Below are 17,813 nucleotides of genomic sequence, written 5' to 3' on the forward strand. Positions count from 1 at the left end.
CGAAAAAGCCCCGGAAACGGGGCTTTTTCATTTTGAGCAGGGGTGGCTATGCCAGGCCAGATCATCATCCTCAACGGCGCGCCGCGGTCTGGAAAATCGAGCATCGCCCGAGCCATTCAAGGAAGCTTCGATGGTCCATGGATAAACCTGGGCGTCGACAGCTATGAGCAGATCACGCCGCCGCGACTTCGCCCGGGAATAGGGTTGCGCCCTGGCGGCGAGCGCCCCGATCTCGAAGTCTTCGTGCCGCGCCTGTACGCCGCTCTTTACGAATCGATCGCGGCCCACAGCCGGCTGGGGCTGAACGTCGTGACGGATGTCGGCCATCACGATGCCTATTCGAAGCCCCTCGGCTGCCTGGCCGATTGCGCGCGCCGTCTCGCCGGCCTGCCGGCGCTGCTTGTCGGTGTTCGCTGTCCGATTGAAATCATCATGGCAAGGCGAGCCGCCAGCGAGGCGGGCAGGGGCTATGTCACCGGCTCTTCAGACGATCCTGTGCCTCTGCCGGTACGCCTGTGGCAGGACGCGGTGCACCGGCCGGGCCTATACGATCTCGAGGTCGACACCTCGGTCCTCAGCCCCGAACAGTGCGCGCAAGCGATCCGCCAGCGGCTGCGAGATGGCGCCCAGCCGAGTGCGATCGAAGGGCTGGCTCAAGCCGCCAACTAAGACTTTACCGCGAAACGGGTGCGGGTCAGCTTCCGAGCGCCGCGCGAATTTTCCCGGCGTTCTCGGCCAAGACTTCAGGCTTTTCCATCGCGCCCGTGTGCGGCTTCAACGGAATGCCGTCGAAGCGCGGGATGACATGGACATGCAGGTGATAGACGGTCTGCCCGGAGGCCGGCTCGTTGAACTGCAGGACGGTGACGCCGTCGGCATTAAGCGCCTTCTTCGCGGCCAGCGCCACTTTCTGGACGACGGTGAAAAGCGGGCCGAAGGTCGACGGGTTGGCGTCGAGCAGATTGCGCGACGGGGCTTTGGGCACCACCAGCGTATGGCCCGGCCCTTGCGGCATCACGTCCATGAAGGCCACGACGGCGTCGTCTTCGTAAACGCGGTGCGAGGGAATTTCTCCACGCAGGATCTTGGCGAAGATGTTGTCGGTGTCATAGGCGGCAGTCATGGCGAACGCTCCGGATTGTGCCTCGCGTCCCGTGTAGCGAAGCTCTTCTGGAGCGGCAAGACGATGCGGCGGGCGATCAGGCGAGATCGACCGTGCCAAAAGCCTGCTATTCCTCGAGATCCTTGCGGAACGGGGTATGCTCTTCCAGATATTCGCCCATCCGCTCCACCTCGCGCCGCTCGCGCTTGAGATAGTCGGCCACGGCATTGCGCAGGCCAGGATGCGAAATGTAGTGGGCGGAATGCATGGTCACCGGCCGGTAGCCGCGCGCCAGCTTGTGCTCTCCCTGCGCACCGGCCTCGACCACCTTCAGCTTGCGTTCGATGGCGAAGTCGATGGCCTGGTGGTAGCAGACCTCGAAATGCAGGAAGGGGTGATCCTCGATGCAGCCCCAGTTGCGGCCATAGAGCGCGTCGGAGCCAATGAAATTAATGGCGCCGGCAATGTAGCGCCCGTCGCGCCTGGCCATCACCAGCAGGATATCGTCCGCCATGCGCTCGCCGATCAGCGAGAAGAACTGGCGGTTCAGATAGGGGCGACCCCATTTGCGGCTGCCCGTATCCATGTAGAAGGCGAAGAAGTCGTCCCAGGCTTTTTCCGTCAGGTCCTTGCCGGTCAGCCAGTCGATGGTGATGCCGTCGGCAAGCGCCTCGCGCCGTTCCTTCTTCATCGCCTTGCGCTTGCGCGAGGCGAGCGTGGCGAGGAAGTCGTCATAGGTCGAAAAGCCTTCGTTGAAGAAGTGGAACTGCTGGTCGGTGCGGTGCAGGAAACCGGCGGCCTCGAGCGTCGCGACATCGCTCTCCTGCGCGAAGGTGACGTGCGCGGAGGACACGCCGAGCTTGTCGGTCACCATCTTGAGGCCGGCGGCAAGCCCGGCCTTCACCGCATCCGGATCCTCGCCCTTGCCGACCAGCAGGCGAGGGCCGGTGACCGGCGTGAACGGCACTGCACATTGCAGTTTCGGGTAATAGCGGCCGCCGGCGCGCTCGAAGGCATCCGACCAGCCATGATCGAACACATATTCGCCCTGGCTGTGCGATTTGAGATAGCAGGGGACGGCGCCCAGAAGCCTGCCTTGCGCGGTCTCCAGCCGCAAATGATGTCCCTGCCAGCCAGTGCGCCGCGCGGCGCAGCCGGAATCTTCCAAGGCACTCAAAAAAGCGAATGAAACGAGCGGGTTATAGCCATTTTCCGCATCGCCGCGCGTGGTGCCGGCAAAGCCGTTCCATTCATCGCAGGTGAATGCGCCGATGCCCGCGGCGATGCGGATCGAATAGTCCGCATTTGCTGTTTGCCCGTCGCCATCATCACCCTGATCCATGAGGCTTATTTAAGCTCCATCCGGGCCGCTACAAGTCACGTTTCAGACACTCCGCTCAGGCGACTTTGACGAGGTCGGGTTCGAACCCTTCGAATGTCATCTGATCGGCATATTTGAGGGTCAGGTCAATCGCGGGCTGATCATGCACCGTCCAGGTGATGACAGGCATTTTGAGCTTTTCACGCACGAAGCTGACGAACGGGTTCGGCAGGTCGCCGGCGGCGTAGGAGGTGAAGGAGAGTTCGTGCGCCAGCATGGAAAAATGCGCTTCGATCAGCTTGAGGTCCTTGCCGTAGGCGGTCAAGCCAGCGGGAATACCGGGCGCATGTTTCGGGAAATCGCGGATCAGCCAGTGATCGAACGACATGATCGCCGCCTTGCCCTTGTAGCGCTTGAGCATCTTGCCGACGCGCGCCACCAGGCCTTCGTCACGGCCGGGAATCCCTTTCAGCTCGACGACCATGGGCACGCGGCCGTCGACCAGGTCGAGCGCTTCCTGCAGCGTCGGGACATGATCTGATGTGCCGCCAACCTTGAGTGCGGTCAGTTCGGCCGCGCTGCGCTGCCAGACGAAACCGTCCTGTCCGGTCAGCCTTTTCAGGTCATCATCATGGATGATGATGGGAACGCCGTCCGATGACAGATGCACGTCGCATTCGATGGCGTAGCCCCGTTCGGCGGCCGCAGTGAAGGCGGACAGTGTGTTTTCCCAGCGCGTCTTGTTCATGTCGTGGAAGCCGCGATGGGCAACGGGCCGGGCGGTCAGCCAGGAGAGGTCGGTCATGTCAGGCCTTCGCTTATTCGACTTCGAAGATCGCTTCGATTTCCACTGCGGCATTAAGCGGCAGGGAGGCGGTGCCAACGGCGGAGCGGGCGTGCTTGCCGCGCTCGCCAAGGGCGGCGACCAGGAAATCGGAGGCGCCGTTGGCAACGAGATGCTGCTCGACAAAGTCGGCTGCAGAGGCGACGAAAACGGTGATCTTCACAAGCCTGCTAATCTTCTCGAGGTCGCCCAGTGCCGCCTTGGCCTGCGCCAGAATGTTGATCGCGCAGTATTTTGCCGCCTCCTTGCCGCTTGCCGTGTCGACGTCGCGGCCAAGCAGGCCGCTCGCCTGCAGTTTGCCGTCCTTGAGCGGCAATTGTCCGGCGGTGAACAGCAAATTGCCGGTCCTGCAATAGGGCACGTAATTGGCGGCGGGTGCGGCGGCGACGGGAAGCGTCACGCCGAGATCACTTAGCCGCTTTTCGATTGTTTCACTCATTGCTTTTCCCTATTGCTGGAAGGCGCCGCGCTGGCGGGGCCGAAATTGCTATTTTTGCCTCGCTTCCGCCACGACTTTTTTTAAGCTGGACCATCTTTCCCTGCGGCCTGCCATCAGCCGCGACGATCGGAGTACCTCATGCGCGCAGCGCGCCTTGCATTCCACGCCGTTCTGTTGTCGGCAGTCTTCCCGATAGTCCCCGCTTTCGCCGCGCCGGCACTGCAGGCGCATCGCGCCGTGTATGACGTCACCCTCAACAAGGCCTCCGACCGCTCCGGCATAACAGGCATATCCGGTCGCATGGTCTATGAATTCAACGGCTCGGCCTGCGAAGGCTATACGGCGAAATTCCGTTTCGTGACCCAGATCGTCACCAACGACAATACGCGACTGACCGACCAGCAGACGACAACTTTCGAAGACGCCGAAGGCAAGACATTTTCGTTCGTGACCAAATCCTTTGTCGACCAGAACCTTGACAAGGAGGTCAGGGGTATCGCCACGAAAGACCCAAAAGGGCTCAAGGTCGATATCGACAAGCCCGAGAAGAGCAGCCTGGAACTCGCCGCCACCCAGTTTCCGACCCAGCATCTGGTCGAGATGATCGGCAAGGCCGAAAAAGGCGAGAATTTCTACCAGACAAACCTGTTCGACGGCTCGGAGGATGCCAACAAGGTGATGACGACCACGGTCGTCGTCGGCAAGAAGACCGAAGCCGACAAGGCCGATCCGGAGGCTCCGGCGCTGGCCAAGCTCGCCACAGACAAGTATTGGCCGGTCGACATCGCCTATTTCGACGACAGTGCCCAGAACGGTGAAGAAGTGCCGGAATACCGGATCAGCTTCAAGCTGCATGAGAACGGCATCACCCGCGACCTCATCATGGACTATGGCGACTTCTCGATGAGAGGCAAGCTGGTCAACCTGTCGCTGTTCGACCAGACAAAGCCGTGCCCGGTATCGAAGTAGCAGGGTTGCGCAATTGAGCTGGCCGCGGCGGGCTTGATGGCGGTCTACGTCGACGCGGCGATCTGGAAGTGGGCCGGCCATCGCTGGTGCCACCTGATGGCCGACGACACCGACGAGTTGCATCGTTTCGCCGCAGCACTTGGCGTCAAGCGTTCATCCTACCAGGGCCCGCCCAAGACATCCGCTCCGCATTATGACATAACCGGTTTCGAGCGCGACCGCGCGGTGCGGCTCGGCGCCATCGAATGCAGCCGCGAGGAGATCGTCACGATCTTCCGGCGGGTGCGGGTGCCCAATGGAAAGGCCAAACGATGACACCAACGGCATTTCTCGCCTATTGCGCCGCCGTCACGCTTGCTGCCGCCACACCGGGGCCAGCGATGTTCGCGGTCATCACCAATGGCGTGTCGCGCGGTTTCCTTCGTGCCTTCATGGCCGGCGTCGGGGTCGCCGCCGGCGATGCCGTGCTGGTCACGCTGGCGCTGCTCGGGCTGGTGGCCTTGGCCCAGACGTTCGAATGGATTTTTCTCCTGCTGAAATATGCCGGCGCCGCCTATCTGATCTTTCTCGGCATCAGGATGTGGCGCGCCTCGACCGCGCAATCGAATGAGTCGCGGACGGTTGAGGCGAGGTTGTCCCACTCCTTCTTCCTTGGCGCGTCGATTGCGCTGGGGAACCCGAAGGCGATCCTGTTCCACGCCTCGATCATGCCGCTGATTCTCAATCTCGATACGCTGACATTTGTCGATGGCCTGCTGGTGGTGGCCGCCGTCATCAGCGTCAATATCATCACAATGGGTGTCTATGCAGCGCTTGCCGGCCGGGCTTCGGGCTGGTTCAGGACACCGAAGCGCATGCGGCTGATGAACAGGTTTGCCGGCAGCGCCATGATCGGCACCGGGGCGCTGATTGCCGCACGCTGAGCGGTAAAACGCTGCGCCGCTTGCGTTTGTCGCACTTCCCCTCTATATGCGCGCTCATTCCACACACGGACTTTGGTGTCTGCCCGGGAGAAATCCGGCTGAAACCTCCGGTGGCGTTCGAGGACTTCGTCCAAAAATGCCTGTGTCCGTGGAGGCTAACCGGAAAGGAAAATAAGAATGGCTCTGCCTGATTTCAGCATGCGCCAGCTTTTGGAAGCTGGCATTCACTTCGGCCACCAGACCCACCGCTGGAACCCCAAGATGGCGCCCTACATCTATGGCGCTCGTAACAACATCCACATCATCGACCTCTCACAGACGGTGCCTTTGCTGCACCAGGCGCTGAAGCAGGTTTCCGACACTGTCGCCAAGGGCGGCCGCGTGCTGTTCGTCGGCACCAAGCGCCAGGCGTCTGACATCGTCGCCGATGCGGCGCAGCGTTCGGCTCAGTACTACGTCAATTCGCGTTGGCTCGGCGGCATGCTGACCAACTGGAAGACGATCTCGAATTCGATCCAGCGCCTGCGCAAGCTCGACGAGATGCTGGCCGGCGAGGCCCAGGGCCTCACCAAGAAGGAGCGCCTGAACCTCGACCGCGAACGCGAGAAGCTCGACAAGGCTCTGGGCGGCATCAAGGACATGGGCTCGACGCCCGACCTGATGTTCGTGATCGACACCAACAAGGAAGCGATCGCGATCCTCGAGGCCAAGCGCCTCGGCATCCCGGTCGTCGCCATCATCGATTCGAACTGCGACCCGGACAAGATCGACTTCCCGATCCCCGGCAATGACGACGCGGCCCGCGCCATCCAGCTCTATTGCGACCTGATCGCCAAGGCTGCGATCGACGGCATCGCCCGTCAGCAGGGCGCACTCGGCGTCGACATCGGCGCTTCGATTGAAGCCCCGGTCGAACCGGCGCTCGATCCGGCTCCGGCTTCGGAAGCCCCCGAGGCTTGATAATCGAAGGCCGGTCCGCAGCCTTCATCTTTCTCATATTTTGGCACGCTAAACAGACGCACCATCGAATACCGATGGTGCGTCGGTGCATTTAAAACAAAGAGGCGACAATGAGCATTTCGGCTGCACAGGTCAAAGAACTCCGCGACTTGACCGGCGCGGGCATGATGGACTGCAAGGCGGCGTTGAACGAGACCAACGGCAACATGGAAGAGGCCGTCGACTGGCTGCGCAAGAAGGGCATCTCCAAGGCGGACAAGAAGGCCGGCCGCACCGCGGCTGAAGGCCTGATCGGCGTCGATGCCGGCGTGCGCGAGGCTGCCGTCGTCGAGGTCAATTCCGAGACCGACTTCGTTGCCCGCAACGCAGCGTTCCAGGAAATCGTCGCCAACGTTGCCAAGGTGGCGCTCGCCTATGGCACGACGGAAGCCGTGGCTGCTGCTAAGTATCCGGGTTCGGACAAGTCGGTTACCGACACCATCAAGGATGCTGTCGGCACCATCGGCGAGAATCTGGGCTTCCGTCGGTCGGCCAAGCTGACCGTTCCGCACGGCGCAGTTGCGACCTATGTCCACAACGCGGTTGCCGACGGCCTTGGCAAGCTCGGCGTGCTGGTTGCGATCGAAACCACGGGCAATGAACATGCCGCCAACGCTTTTGGCCGCCAGGTCGCCATGCATGTCGCCGCCACCAACCCGCTGGCGCTGACGGTGGAGCAGATCGATCCGGCCGCGGTCGAGCGTGAAAAGGCAATCTTCGCCGACCAGGCTCGTCAGACCGGCAAGCCGGAAGCCATCATCGAAAAGATGGTCGAAGGCCGCCTGCGCAAGTTCTACGAGGAAGTCGTGCTCTTGAAGCAGGCCTTCGTGCTCAATCCCGACATCACTGTCGAGAAGGCGCTGAAGGATGCCGAGAAGGACATCGGCGCACCGGCCAAGATCACCGCCTACCTGCGCTTCGCGCTGGGCGAAGGCATCGAGAAGGAAGAGACCGATTTCGCGGCGGAAGTCGCGGCGGCGGTCAAGAAGTAAACTTCCTACCGCTTTATTCCGAAAGCGTTTTTCGGCCGGGCGTCCGCAGGGATGTCCGGCCGATTTCTTGCGCGGTGTCGATAAAGGCCCGCAGTTTCGGCGCCATCGCCGCCCGGCGCGGGAAGTAGAGGAAAAGGCCAGGTTCCTCGATTGCCGATTGCGGCAGGACCTGCACCAGGCGGCCGGCGGCAAGATCCGCGCGCACCAGCGGTTCGAAGACATAGGCAAGACCGACGCCCGCAAGCGCCAGGTCAATCGCGGCCAGCGAATCCGTGACGATGACCGTGCCCTTGGTCTCCACAACGACATCCTTGCCGTCTTCGGTCAGATCCCAGCGATAGAGCGCACCGGAGCGAACCAGCCGGTAACCGATGCAATTGTGGTTGGCGAGATCGGTCACGCTGCGCGGACGGCCATGCCGTCCGATATAGGCGGGGGAGGCGACGATCACGGCTCGGAAGGGCGGCGTCAGCCGGACCGTGATCATGTCCTGAGCGATCATCTCGCCCAACCTGATGCCGGCGTCGAATCCCTCGCCGACAATGTCGACCAGCCCCTGGTCCGTGAGCAATTCAACGGTCACATCCGGATAACGCTCGGCCATCGCCGCAACCACGGCCGTCACGCTGAGAGGAATGGCGATGTTGGGAACGTTGAGCCTGAGCAGGCCCGACGGCCGGCCTTTGATGGCGCGGATGCGATCCATCCGCTCGCCGATGTCCTGCAGAGCAGGAGCCGCCGTCTCTACCAGCGCCTTGCCGGCTTCCGTCAGCGAAACGCTGCGCGTCGTGCGCGCAAACAGCGGCTGACCAATGCGCTCTTCGACAAGGCGCACCGCGTGGCTGACGGCGGATGGGCTCATACCGAGTTCAGCCGCGGCAAGCGCGAAGCCGCCGCGCTTGGCAACGGCTATGACAACAGGCAGATGGGCAAGCAGATCCCGGTCCATTCATGCATGATATCGCATAGTCCATGCAGATCATGCAATCTTATCGGGGTGGCAGAGAAGGCGCATCTAAGGGGCACCAAACGGCTGACATCAGCCAGCAGGAGAGGCCTTCCGATGACCGACTTTCATTCCAGGCAAGCGCGCAATCTCGAGGCTGTGCAGAGTTTCTTCGACCTGATGCACCGCAAGGACATTGACCGCTGGGGCGAACTTTGGTCCGCGAATGGCCGCATCCTGGTCTTCTATCCACCGGCAGGCTTTGGAAACAGCATCGACGGTAAGGCCGCGATCCTGTCTGCCTTCAATGGACTTTTCGGCAATTTTGAATCCTTTGAGTCCGAAATCACGGCTGTCTATCCGGCGACGGATTCAGACGCCGTGGTCGTCGAGTACAAAAATCGCGCCGTCATTGTGGGCGGCACCGAATACACCAACAGCAATATCGCCGTCTTCCGGTTCGAGGACGGCTTGATCTGCGCCTACCACGACTATTTCGATCCGCGTCGGTTCCAGGTGGTGGTCGACGCGCTGTCGAAGGTCTGAAGGCAACGCTTCCAAACCGACCAATCATCCCTCCGTTTGAGGACTTCACCACACAAGGAGAACCAAAATGAACGCATTGAGACATGTGACATTCGCCGCAGGCATGGCGCTGGCGCCGATCGATGCCGGCGGAGCGGAGCCATCCGGCTGGCAGGCGCTTGCTGACGAACGCGCGGTCGTCCGTATTGCCGACGCCATCGACCGCGCCGTCGACGCGCAGGACTGGAAACTGGCGCGCAGCTATTTCGCGGATCGAGTGACCGCCGATTTCAGCAGCCTGTCCGGGCAACCTGCGGCCAACATTGCTTCCGACGATCTGATTGGCGCCTGGGCCGGCAACCTCAAGGGCAGCAAGACGAGCCTGCATCTGCGCACAAATCATCAGGTCGTTCTCGAGGCGGACACGGCGACCGTCCGTTCGAACGGCTATGCCTGGAACCGGATGGAGGGCAATGGCGACCCGCTCTGGGAAGTATGGGGCACCTATGAGCACCACCTGACCCGGTCCCCTGCCGGCTGGAAGGTCGACGGCTTCGCGTTCCGCATGACGCATGAGCGCGGCAATTTTTGGGTCAAGACGACGCCTGGCCAGTGATGTTCTGGGCCAGTGACGCCACGGCATTGATCAACAAGGCATTGGAAGACGATCATGACCATGACCTATTACACTCTCGGCAACAGCGGCCTCAGGGTGAGCCGGCTGACGCTGGGCACGATGACCTTTGGCAAGGAATGGGGCTGGGGAGCCGATAGGGATACGGCCCGCGCTATGTTCGACGCCTATGTCGAGGCAGGCGGTAATTTCTTCGACACGGCCGACCTCTACACCGGTGGCACCGCTGAAGCCTGGCTTGGCGAATTCATCGCCGAGCGAGGCTTACGCGATAGCGCGGTGATCGCCACCAAATTCGCCATGAACATGCAGCCCGGCAATCCGAATGCCGGCGGCAACGGCCGCAAGAACATCATGCGGGCTGTCGATGCCTCGCTGAAGCGGTTGGGCACCGACTATATCGACCTCTATCTCATGCACATATGGGACAGGCTGACGCCGGCCGAAGAGGTCATGCGTACGCTGGACGACCTGGTGCGGATGGGCAAGGTGCGCCATGTCGGCCTGTCCGATGTGCCGGCCTGGTATGCGGGGCGGGCACAGGCAATCGCCGAGCTGCGTGGATATGAGCCGGTCTCGGCCTTGCAACTCGAATATTCCCTGGCCGAACGCGCGATCGAGAACGAGTTCGTGCCGTTCGGCACGCGCCATGGCGCCGGCATCATGGTCTGGAGCCCGCTGGCCAGTGGGCTACTCAGCGGCAAATACCGGCCGGCTCAGGCCGGAAATGCGGGCCGGCTCGACGGATTCCGCAACTCGACCCATCCGGGCTTCCAGAAATTCACCGAGCGCAACTGGGCCATCGTGGCCGAACTCGAGAAGGTCGCGTCCGAGCTCGGCCGCAGCATGCCGCAGGTCGCGATCAACTGGGTGGCGACGCAGCCGGGGATTGCCGCGGTGATCCTCGGTGCGACGACGCTCAGCCAGATCAAGGACAATCTCGGTGCGCTGGACTTCGAGATTCCGGCAGGGCTTCGCGACCGGCTGGATTTGGTCAGCGGAACCCCTGCGCCGTTCCCCTATTCCTATTTCGGGCCGCTGATACAGGCGCGCGTCACCGGCGGTGCTGCGACCGGCGACAAGCCTTCCGGCTATGCGTCGCCGGTGCTTATCGAGGGCCTACCGGCCAGCGTGTCCACCAACTGATCGATCGGGCGGGATTACCACAAATTTGCCGATCGGGCGCCACGTGACATCGCGGCGCCCTTCGTGTATCGGAACTCGGCATCGTGCCAACGTTCGGGGCGCGGCGCCTGCGCGAGGGCGGCCAGCCCAGGGCGCGACCACATGCAAAATGAAGAGGACCAGATGACGGTGAAGCCCCTCTACCGACGTGTCTTGCTGAAAGCGTCGGGCGAAGCGTTGATGGGCGAACAGCATTTCGGCATCGACGTCTCAGTCGTAGATCGCATCGCCGCCGACATCGCCGAGGCCCGCGCGCTGGGCATCGAGGTCGGCGTCGTCATCGGCGGCGGCAATATCTTCCGCGGCGTGGCCGTCGCCTCCAAGGGCGGAGACCGCGTCACCGGCGACCACATGGGCATGCTTGCCACGGTCATCAACTCACTGGCGCTGCGCACCTCACTGCACAAAATCGGCGTCGATGCCGTGGTGCTGTCAGCGATCGCCATGCCCGAACTCTGCGAGAGTTTTTCGCAGCGCCAGGCAGATGCTTACATGAACCAGGGCAGGGTGGTGATCTTTGCCGGCGGCACCGGCAATCCGTTCTTCACCACTGATTCGGCCGCAGCGCTTCGCGCGGCTGAAATCGGCGCGGATGCGCTGTTCAAGGGCACGCAGGTCGACGGTGTCTACTCGGCCGACCCGAAGAAGGACCCGAACGCGACCCGTTTCGAGCGCATCAGCCATGCCGAAGTCATAAATCGTGGCCTTTCCATCATGGATACGGCTGCGATTGCACTTGCGCGCGAAAACAACATTCCGATAATCGTCTATTCGATCCACGAAAAAGGTGGTTTCGGCGATATTCTGAGGGGCGGCGGCCGCTGCACGGTCGTTGCGGACGAATGATCCGGGGCCTGATCCCTCGAAAGGGAAACCGGCTTTCGAAAATCAGGCTCGAACGGGGCCTTGCCCCGAAGCAGTGAACCCGCGGCAGACGGGTCGAGGAGACTAAGATGAGTGGTGAGTACGACGATCTCAAGCGGCGCATGGATGGGGCAATCGCCGCGTTCAAGCATGACCTGGCCTCGCTGCGGACCGGTCGCGCCTCCAGCAATCTGCTCGATGCCATCCAGGTGCAGGCCTATGGCACCACCATGCCGATCAATCAGGTTGCCAACGTCACGGTGCCGGAGCCGCGCATGATCTCGGTGTCGATCTGGGACAAGTCGATGGTCGGTGCCGTCGACCGCGCCATCCGCGAATCCAATCTGGGCTTCAACCCGATCGTCGACGGCACCAATCTCAGGATCCCGCTGCCGGAGCTCAACGAACAGCGCCGCAAGGAACTGGTCAAGATCTCGCATGGCTATGCCGAGAACGCCCGCGTCGCCGCGCGCCATGTGCGCCGCGACGGCATGGACTTCCTGAAGAAGGCGGAGAAGGACGGCGCGATCAGCGAAGACGACCAGCGCAAGCGTTCCGACCAGGTTCAGAAGCTTACCGACGAAACGATCAGCACCATCGATCATCTGCTTTCCGACAAGGAAGCTGAAATCATGCAGGTTTAGGGTTGGCCGCCGGCTGACCCGAAAGCGAGATCATGACTACGCCCGCGCATGTCGCGATCATCATGGATGGAAATGGACGCTGGGCCAAGGCGCGCGGCATGCCGAGGCTCGCCGGCCATCGCGCCGGCGTCGAGGCACTGCGCAAGGCGGTGCGCGCGGCGCCTGATCTCGGCATCTCCTTCCTGACCGTCTACGCTTTCTCGTCGGAGAACTGGTCGCGGCCGAAGTCCGAAGTCAGCGACCTGATGGGGCTGTTGAAGCTGTTCATCCGCCGGGACCTCGCCGAACTGCACCAGAGCGGCGTGCGGGTCAGGATCATCGGCGACAGGGCAGGGCTGCAGCCCGACATCAGAGGGCTGCTCGACGAGGCCGAATCGCTGACCGCCGGCAACGAAGCGTTGACGCTGGTGATCGCATTCAACTATGGCGGGCGCGACGAGATCGTTCGCACGGCGCGCAAGCTTGCCGCGGCCGTGGCGCGCGGCGAAATCGACGCCGAAGCGATATCAGCTGAAAGCTTTGCCGGCGCCCTCGACACGCAGGGCATTCCAGATCCCGAGCTGGTCATACGCACCAGCGGCGAGCTTCGGCTGTCCAACTTCCTGTTGTGGCAGGCCGCCTACAGCGAGCTCGTCTTCCTGCCTTGCTACTGGCCCGACTTCAGCCGCGAGCACCTGGCCGAGGCGTTGCGCGAATTTGCCAGCCGCGAGCGTCGTTTCGGCGGATTGGGCCCGCAAGACGTCGCTTCGCGACCGGCCGCGGGATGAGCAACCTTCAACTCCGCGTCATTTCAGCGGTCGTGCTTGCCGTCATCGCCCTTGGCCTGACCTGGCTTGGCGGCCTGCCGTTCCGGCTGCTGTGCGCAGCCATGTCGGCGATGATCTTTTACGAGTGGACACGCATGTCGCGGCCAACCGCCACCAATGGGCTGAGCTTCCTGCCCGAGGCGCTGGTCATCGTTTTCATCGGCGCCTTGATTGCCGGGCTTGCCGCATCCTGGCTGCTGCTGCTTGTGGTGATTCTGATTGCCGCAACCGCGATTGCCGCCTTGGTTCGCAAGACCGGGCAGTGGGAGGCGAGCGGTCTTGCCTATGCCACCGTGTCCGGCCTGTCGCTTGCCCTGCTGCGCGACGGCGACCATTCCGGCCTTATCGCCATCCTGTTCCTGTTCGCCGTCGTCTGGGCGACCGACATTTTTGCCTATTTCGTCGGGCGCGCCGTCGGCGGTCCCAAACTGGCGCCGTCGATTTCGCCCGGCAAGACGCGCAGCGGTGCGCTCGGCGGCGCTGTCGGTGGTGTTGTCGCCGGGGTTCTGCTGGCCGCCGCGGCCGGTGCCGGCAACCTGGCCTTGCTCGGCCTTGTGGCACTTGCGCTTTCGGTTGTCGCCCAGGCCGGCGACCTGTTCGAATCCTGGGTCAAGCGACGGCATGGCCGCAAGGATTCGGGCGTGCTCATTCCAGGCCATGGCGGTGTGATGGACCGTGTCGACGGGCTTGTCGCGGCGGCTCTTGCCCTATACGTCATTGGCTGGATTTCGGCGGGCGCCGATCATCCGGCGCAGGGGCTGTTTCCGATTTGAAGGATGTCGTTCCACGATCTGGCGCGGGCGCGCCTTGGATTTGCCTGGATTGATGTCACAGTCACGGCGCAACGGCGGAAGAATTTGAGGGCATGAGTTGAACGGGATTCTTCACGCGATTTTCAGCACCGAAGGCTTGTTTCTCGGCACGCTCGTGCCGTTTCTCTTTGTGCTGACCGTGGTGGTGTTTGTCCACGAAATGGGCCACTACCTCGTCGGCCGCTGGTGCGGCATCGGGGTCAAGGCCTTCTCGATCGGCTTCGGTCCCGAACTCATCGGCTTCAACGACAGGCATGGCACGCGCTGGAAGCTTTGCGCCATACCGCTTGGCGGCTATGTCAAATTTGTCGGCGATATGAACGCCACCTCCAGCCAGCCAACTTTGGAGGAGCTGGAAACGCTGACCGACGCGGAACGCAAGGTCGCTTTCCACACTCAGGCGATCTGGAAGCGCGCGGCGACGGTGGCGGCCGGGCCTCTGTTCAATTTCCTGCTGACGATCGTCGTCTTTTCCGTGCTGTTTGCCTCCTACGGGCGTTATGTCGCAGAGCCCATGGTGGCGGAAGTTACGGCGGACAGTCCGGCGGCGAAGGCGGGCATCCAGCCAGGTGACCGATTCGTCAGCGTCGACGGCAGCAAGGTCGAAACCTTTGGCGATGTGCAGCGGCTGGTCTCGGGCCGCGCCGGCGATACCATTACCTTCGTCATGCTGCGCGACGGCAAGGAAGTCACGGTGACCGCGACTCCGCAGCTGATGGAGCAGGAAGACGCGCTCGGCAACAAGGTCAAGGTCGCCGTCATCGGTGTCGTCAACAACAAGGAACTCGGCCAGCCCCGTCTCATCAGCTACACCCCGATAGGGGCGGTCGCGGCGGCAGTTGAGGAAACAGGCCACGTCATCGAGCGAACCGGCCAGTTCTTGCAGCGTTTCGCCGTCGGACGCGAGGACAAGTGCCAGCTGGGCGGCCCCGTCAAGATCGCCGACATGGCCGGCAAGGCGGCCAAACTCGGTTTCGAATGGCTGGTGCAGCTCGTTGCGCTGCTGTCCGTCGGCATAGGTATTCTAAACCTTTTGCCGATTCCCCCCCTCGACGGCGGCCATCTCTTGTTCTACGGGGTGGAGGCCGTCATTCGCCGGCCGGTGTCGGAACGGATGATGGAAATGGCCTATCGGGCCGGTCTGCTTCTGGTCTTGTGCTTCATGGGTTTCGTATTCTGGAACGATCTGTTTGGGTGCTGAAATCATGAAGAAATTTGGCTTTGGCATGGTCGATGTTGAGACGCCGTTTACCATGCGCGGGGATATGAGTGACGCGAAAGCCACGCACCAGGGTTAAGTAAATACAAATTAACCAGAAGCCTTGCGTGTAGGGAAAATCCGGTTAATACGGTAGGGGAAATTACCGCACGTCCGGTTTTCTCGCCGTGGGGACTACGAGAAAAGGTTATTAAGCCCGATGAAGGCAGCATCCAAGTTTCTGAGCGCCGCGTCCGCGGCGGCACTGTCCGCCGCCCTGGTCGTGCCAGGTGCGCTCGCAGTGCAGTTCGTTGCCACATCGGCGGCCGAAGCCGCTGTCGTCAGCAGGGTGGAGGTGAGCGGCAACCAGCGTGTCGACGCCGAAACCATCCGCAACTACATCACCATCAAGCCGGGTAAGGCTTTCTCCAGTTCCGATATCGACGCGGCCGTCAAGGCGTTGTTCGGTACCGGTTTGTTCTCGGACGTTCAGATCAATCAGGTCGGCTCGACACTGGTGGTGAAGGTTGCCGAGTACAAGGTCGTCAACCAGGTGCTGTTCCAGGGCAACAAGAAGCTCAAGGACAATGCGCTTCAGGCAGCGGTTCAGCTGAAGCCGCGCGGCACGTTCTCCCAGGCCACGCTTGATTCCGACGTCGAGGCGGTCAAGGCTGCCTACAGGCGCATCGGCCGCGATGATGCCGGCGTGACCACGCAGATCATGGATCTCGGTGACAACCGCGTGAATGTGGTTTTCAAGATCACCGAAGGCGACCGCACGCAGATCGCGGCGATCAATTTCGTCGGCAACAGCGCTTATTCGAGCCGTCGTCTGTCGGATGTGATCAACACCAAGCGCTCGTCCTGGGTGTCGTTCATCCTGCGCGATGACGTCTATGACGAGGACAAGCTGCGTGCCGACCAGGAGTTGCTGCGCCGCTTCTACTACAATCACGGCTATGCTGATTTCCAGGTGGTGTCGGCCGTCGGCGAACTCGACAATGCGACGAACAAGTACACGGTCACCATCACCGTCCAGGAAGGTGAGCGTTACAATTTCGGCGACATCAGCGTCGAAAGCACGATCCCGGAAGTTGACTCCAAATCGCTGGAATCGGTGGTCGAGACCCGCAAGGGCGACGTCTACAACGCCAAGGATGTCGAGGACTCCATCATCGCCCTGACCGAGAAGGTGGCCGGTTCCGGCTATGCCTTCGCGCAGGTGACGCCGCGCGGCGACCGCAACTTCGAGAACCATACGATTTCGGTGGTCTATACCGTCGACCAGGGCACCAAGGCCTATATTGAGCGCATCGAGATTCGCGGCAACGATCGTACGCGTGACTATGTCATCCGCCGCGAATTCGATGTCAGCGAAGGCGATGCGTTCAACCAGGTGCTGATCCAGCGCGCGAAGAAGCGCCTGGAAGCCCTGAATTATTTTGATAAAGTCGACATCTCGACGGTGCCAGGATCGCAGCCAGACCAGGTCGTGCTGGTGGTCGACGTGGTCGAGAAGTCGACGGGTGAATTTTCGATTGGCGCCGGCTATTCGACCGGTGGGGACACTGCGGGTCCGTCCGTCGAAGGGTCGATCACCGAGCGCAACTTCCTCGGTCGTGGCCAGTACATCAAGCTGTCGGCCGGCGGCGGCAAGAATTCGCGCGACTACAGCCTGTCCTTCACCGAGCCCTATTTCCTCGGGCGGCGCATCGCTGCCGGCTTCGACATCTACAAGTCGACGAGGCAATACAACAACAATTACGACAGCGACACCACGGGTGCGACGGTGCGCTTCGGCCTGCCGATCACCAACAACATCTCGACGCAGTTGGCTTATAATATCTCCCAGGAGAAGTATAAGGTCGACAACAGTTGCAATCCCACCGATGTGCTTCCGCAAGGCACCTGCAACATTTCACAGGCTGTTCTGGATGGCATCGCGGAAAGCCCGTGGATCAAGTCGTCGGTCAGCCTGGGGCTGGTCTACAACACCATCGACGACATGAAGAACCCGCATGAGGGTATCTTTGCCAACACGACGGTGGAAGTTGCCGGTCTCGGTGGCGATGCCAAGTTCGTGAAGATCACTGGACGCGGCAGCGTCTATCAGACGCTGTCAGAGCAGCTTGACCTTGTCGGCCTCATTTCGGGTGGCGCCGGTCATGTCGAGGGTTACGGCAATGACGGCAATCTGCGCATTTTTGACCAGTTCCAGAGCACCGATCGCATGATCCGCGGCTTTGCTTATGGTGGTATCGGTCCGGTTGCTTCTGGAACCAGCGGCGATCACCTGGGTGGCACGACCTATTTCAACGCTTCGGCCGAAGCCCAGTTCCCGCTGCCGGTCGTTCCCGAGAGCTTCGGCTTACGTGGCGCGGTGTTCGCCGACGCGGCGACGCTCTACGGTAGCAAGATTGCTGATCAGACACTGGTCGATCAGTCGTCGACCGGCATGAAGTTGCGCGCTTCCGTCGGTCTTGGCCTGATGTGGGCTTCGCCGTTCGGTCCGATCCGTATCGACTATGCGATCCCGGTCAAGAAGGAAGCGAGCGACGACGTGCAGGAATTCAACTTCGGCATTTCGACCCGCTTCTGAGCGGAGGCCAA

Annotated in this window: 20 protein-coding genes; 15 read left to right on the forward strand and 5 right to left on the reverse strand. The window is 61.8% G+C overall.

Features of this window, described 5'->3' with window-relative positions; genetic code table 11:
• Positions 1 to 48 precede the first annotated feature (48 nt).
• Positions 49 to 669 carry a chloramphenicol phosphotransferase CPT family protein gene (locus JN279_RS22155; RefSeq protein WP_202350226.1) on the forward strand — a complete coding sequence of 207 codons (621 nt, stop codon included), beginning with the start codon at positions 49 to 51 and terminating at the stop codon, positions 667 to 669.
• A 25-nt stretch (positions 670 to 694) separates the two neighbouring features.
• Here JN279_RS22155 and JN279_RS22160 read toward each other — a convergent pair whose 3' ends face one another.
• The 4 genes from JN279_RS22160 to JN279_RS22175 all read right to left on the reverse strand — a co-directional run bounded on the left by JN279_RS22160 (position 695) and on the right by JN279_RS22175 (position 3,706).
• The gene (locus JN279_RS22160; protein ID WP_096446283.1) at positions 695 to 1,123 is read right to left on the reverse strand and encodes an HIT family protein; all 429 of its coding nucleotides are present in this window, start codon (positions 1,121 to 1,123) and stop codon (positions 695 to 697) included.
• 106 nt (positions 1,124 to 1,229) lie between these two features.
• Complete coding sequence (locus tag JN279_RS22165; protein ID WP_202350227.1) at positions 1,230 to 2,444, reverse strand: GNAT family N-acetyltransferase; 1,215 nt, start codon at positions 2,442 to 2,444, stop codon at positions 1,230 to 1,232.
• A 55-nt stretch (positions 2,445 to 2,499) separates the two neighbouring features.
• Positions 2,500 to 3,228: a glycerophosphodiester phosphodiesterase gene (locus JN279_RS22170; protein ID WP_096446279.1), complete on the reverse strand. Its 729-nt coding sequence runs from the start codon at positions 3,226 to 3,228 to the stop codon at positions 2,500 to 2,502.
• A gap of 13 nt (positions 3,229 to 3,241) precedes the next feature.
• Positions 3,242 to 3,706, reverse strand: a complete 465-nt coding sequence (locus tag JN279_RS22175; RefSeq protein WP_095200150.1) for a RidA family protein — start codon at positions 3,704 to 3,706, stop codon at positions 3,242 to 3,244.
• A 138-nt stretch (positions 3,707 to 3,844) separates the two neighbouring features.
• Between JN279_RS22175 and JN279_RS22180 the strand changes: the two genes are divergently transcribed.
• From JN279_RS22180 to tsf, 5 genes are all read left to right on the forward strand, one after another.
• The gene (locus JN279_RS22180) at positions 3,845 to 4,675 is read left to right on the forward strand and encodes a cell envelope integrity EipB family protein (RefSeq protein WP_096446277.1); all 831 of its coding nucleotides are present in this window, start codon (positions 3,845 to 3,847) and stop codon (positions 4,673 to 4,675) included.
• Positions 4,676 to 4,711: 36 nt separating this feature from the next.
• Complete coding sequence (locus tag JN279_RS22185) at positions 4,712 to 4,990, forward strand: DUF4031 domain-containing protein (protein WP_202350228.1); 279 nt, start codon at positions 4,712 to 4,714, stop codon at positions 4,988 to 4,990.
• Positions 4,987 to 5,598 carry a LysE family translocator gene (locus JN279_RS22190; RefSeq protein WP_096446273.1) on the forward strand — a complete coding sequence of 204 codons (612 nt, stop codon included), beginning with the start codon at positions 4,987 to 4,989 and terminating at the stop codon, positions 5,596 to 5,598. The genes JN279_RS22185 and JN279_RS22190 overlap by 4 nt, the downstream gene beginning before the upstream one ends.
• 177 nt (positions 5,599 to 5,775) lie before the next feature.
• Complete coding sequence (gene rpsB / locus JN279_RS22195; protein WP_096446271.1) at positions 5,776 to 6,558, forward strand: 30S ribosomal protein S2; 783 nt, start codon at positions 5,776 to 5,778, stop codon at positions 6,556 to 6,558.
• A 110-nt stretch (positions 6,559 to 6,668) separates the two neighbouring features.
• Positions 6,669 to 7,589, forward strand: coding sequence for a translation elongation factor Ts (gene tsf, locus JN279_RS22200; protein ID WP_096446269.1), 921 nt, complete (start codon positions 6,669 to 6,671; stop codon positions 7,587 to 7,589).
• Positions 7,590 to 7,602: 13 nt separating this feature from the next.
• On the opposite strand, the gene JN279_RS22205 is transcribed toward tsf, so the two are convergent.
• Positions 7,603 to 8,538, reverse strand: a complete 936-nt coding sequence (locus JN279_RS22205) for a LysR family transcriptional regulator (RefSeq protein WP_202350229.1) — start codon at positions 8,536 to 8,538, stop codon at positions 7,603 to 7,605.
• A gap of 114 nt (positions 8,539 to 8,652) precedes the next feature.
• Here JN279_RS22205 and JN279_RS22210 point away from each other — a divergent pair, with 114 nt between their 5' ends.
• The 9 genes from JN279_RS22210 to bamA all read left to right on the forward strand — a co-directional run bounded on the left by JN279_RS22210 (position 8,653) and on the right by bamA (position 17,802).
• Complete coding sequence (locus JN279_RS22210) at positions 8,653 to 9,081, forward strand: nuclear transport factor 2 family protein (RefSeq protein ID WP_202350230.1); 429 nt, start codon at positions 8,653 to 8,655, stop codon at positions 9,079 to 9,081.
• A gap of 67 nt (positions 9,082 to 9,148) precedes the next feature.
• A complete protein-coding gene (locus JN279_RS22215) occupies positions 9,149 to 9,676 on the forward strand; it encodes a nuclear transport factor 2 family protein (protein WP_202350231.1) in 528 nt (175 codons plus the stop codon).
• Between the two features lie 54 nt (positions 9,677 to 9,730).
• Complete coding sequence (locus JN279_RS22220; protein WP_202350232.1) at positions 9,731 to 10,840, forward strand: aldo/keto reductase; 1,110 nt, start codon at positions 9,731 to 9,733, stop codon at positions 10,838 to 10,840.
• A gap of 162 nt (positions 10,841 to 11,002) precedes the next feature.
• Positions 11,003 to 11,725, forward strand: coding sequence for a UMP kinase (gene pyrH / locus JN279_RS22225; protein WP_095200317.1), 723 nt, complete (start codon positions 11,003 to 11,005; stop codon positions 11,723 to 11,725).
• 107 nt (positions 11,726 to 11,832) lie between these two features.
• The gene (gene frr, locus JN279_RS22230; protein ID WP_095200157.1) at positions 11,833 to 12,387 is read left to right on the forward strand and encodes a ribosome recycling factor; all 555 of its coding nucleotides are present in this window, start codon (positions 11,833 to 11,835) and stop codon (positions 12,385 to 12,387) included.
• A gap of 32 nt (positions 12,388 to 12,419) precedes the next feature.
• The gene (locus JN279_RS22235; RefSeq protein ID WP_096446259.1) at positions 12,420 to 13,154 is read left to right on the forward strand and encodes an isoprenyl transferase; all 735 of its coding nucleotides are present in this window, start codon (positions 12,420 to 12,422) and stop codon (positions 13,152 to 13,154) included.
• Positions 13,151 to 13,966 (forward strand): phosphatidate cytidylyltransferase, encoded by an 816-nt coding sequence (locus JN279_RS22240; protein WP_202350233.1) that lies wholly within the window; start codon positions 13,151 to 13,153, stop codon positions 13,964 to 13,966. The genes JN279_RS22235 and JN279_RS22240 overlap by 4 nt, the downstream gene beginning before the upstream one ends.
• 97 nt (positions 13,967 to 14,063) lie before the next feature.
• Complete coding sequence (gene rseP / locus JN279_RS22245) at positions 14,064 to 15,206, forward strand: RIP metalloprotease RseP (RefSeq protein ID WP_096446255.1); 1,143 nt, start codon at positions 14,064 to 14,066, stop codon at positions 15,204 to 15,206.
• 217 nt (positions 15,207 to 15,423) lie between these two features.
• Entirely contained in the window at positions 15,424 to 17,802 is a 2,379-nt protein-coding gene (gene bamA / locus JN279_RS22250) for an outer membrane protein assembly factor BamA (RefSeq protein WP_202350234.1), read from the forward strand.
• Positions 17,803 to 17,813: the final 11 nt, after the last annotated feature.

It is taken from the genome of Mesorhizobium sp. 113-1-2 (genome assembly GCF_016756475.1).
In the GTDB taxonomy this organism is placed as follows: Bacteria; Pseudomonadota; Alphaproteobacteria; order Rhizobiales; family Rhizobiaceae; genus Mesorhizobium; species Mesorhizobium loti_C.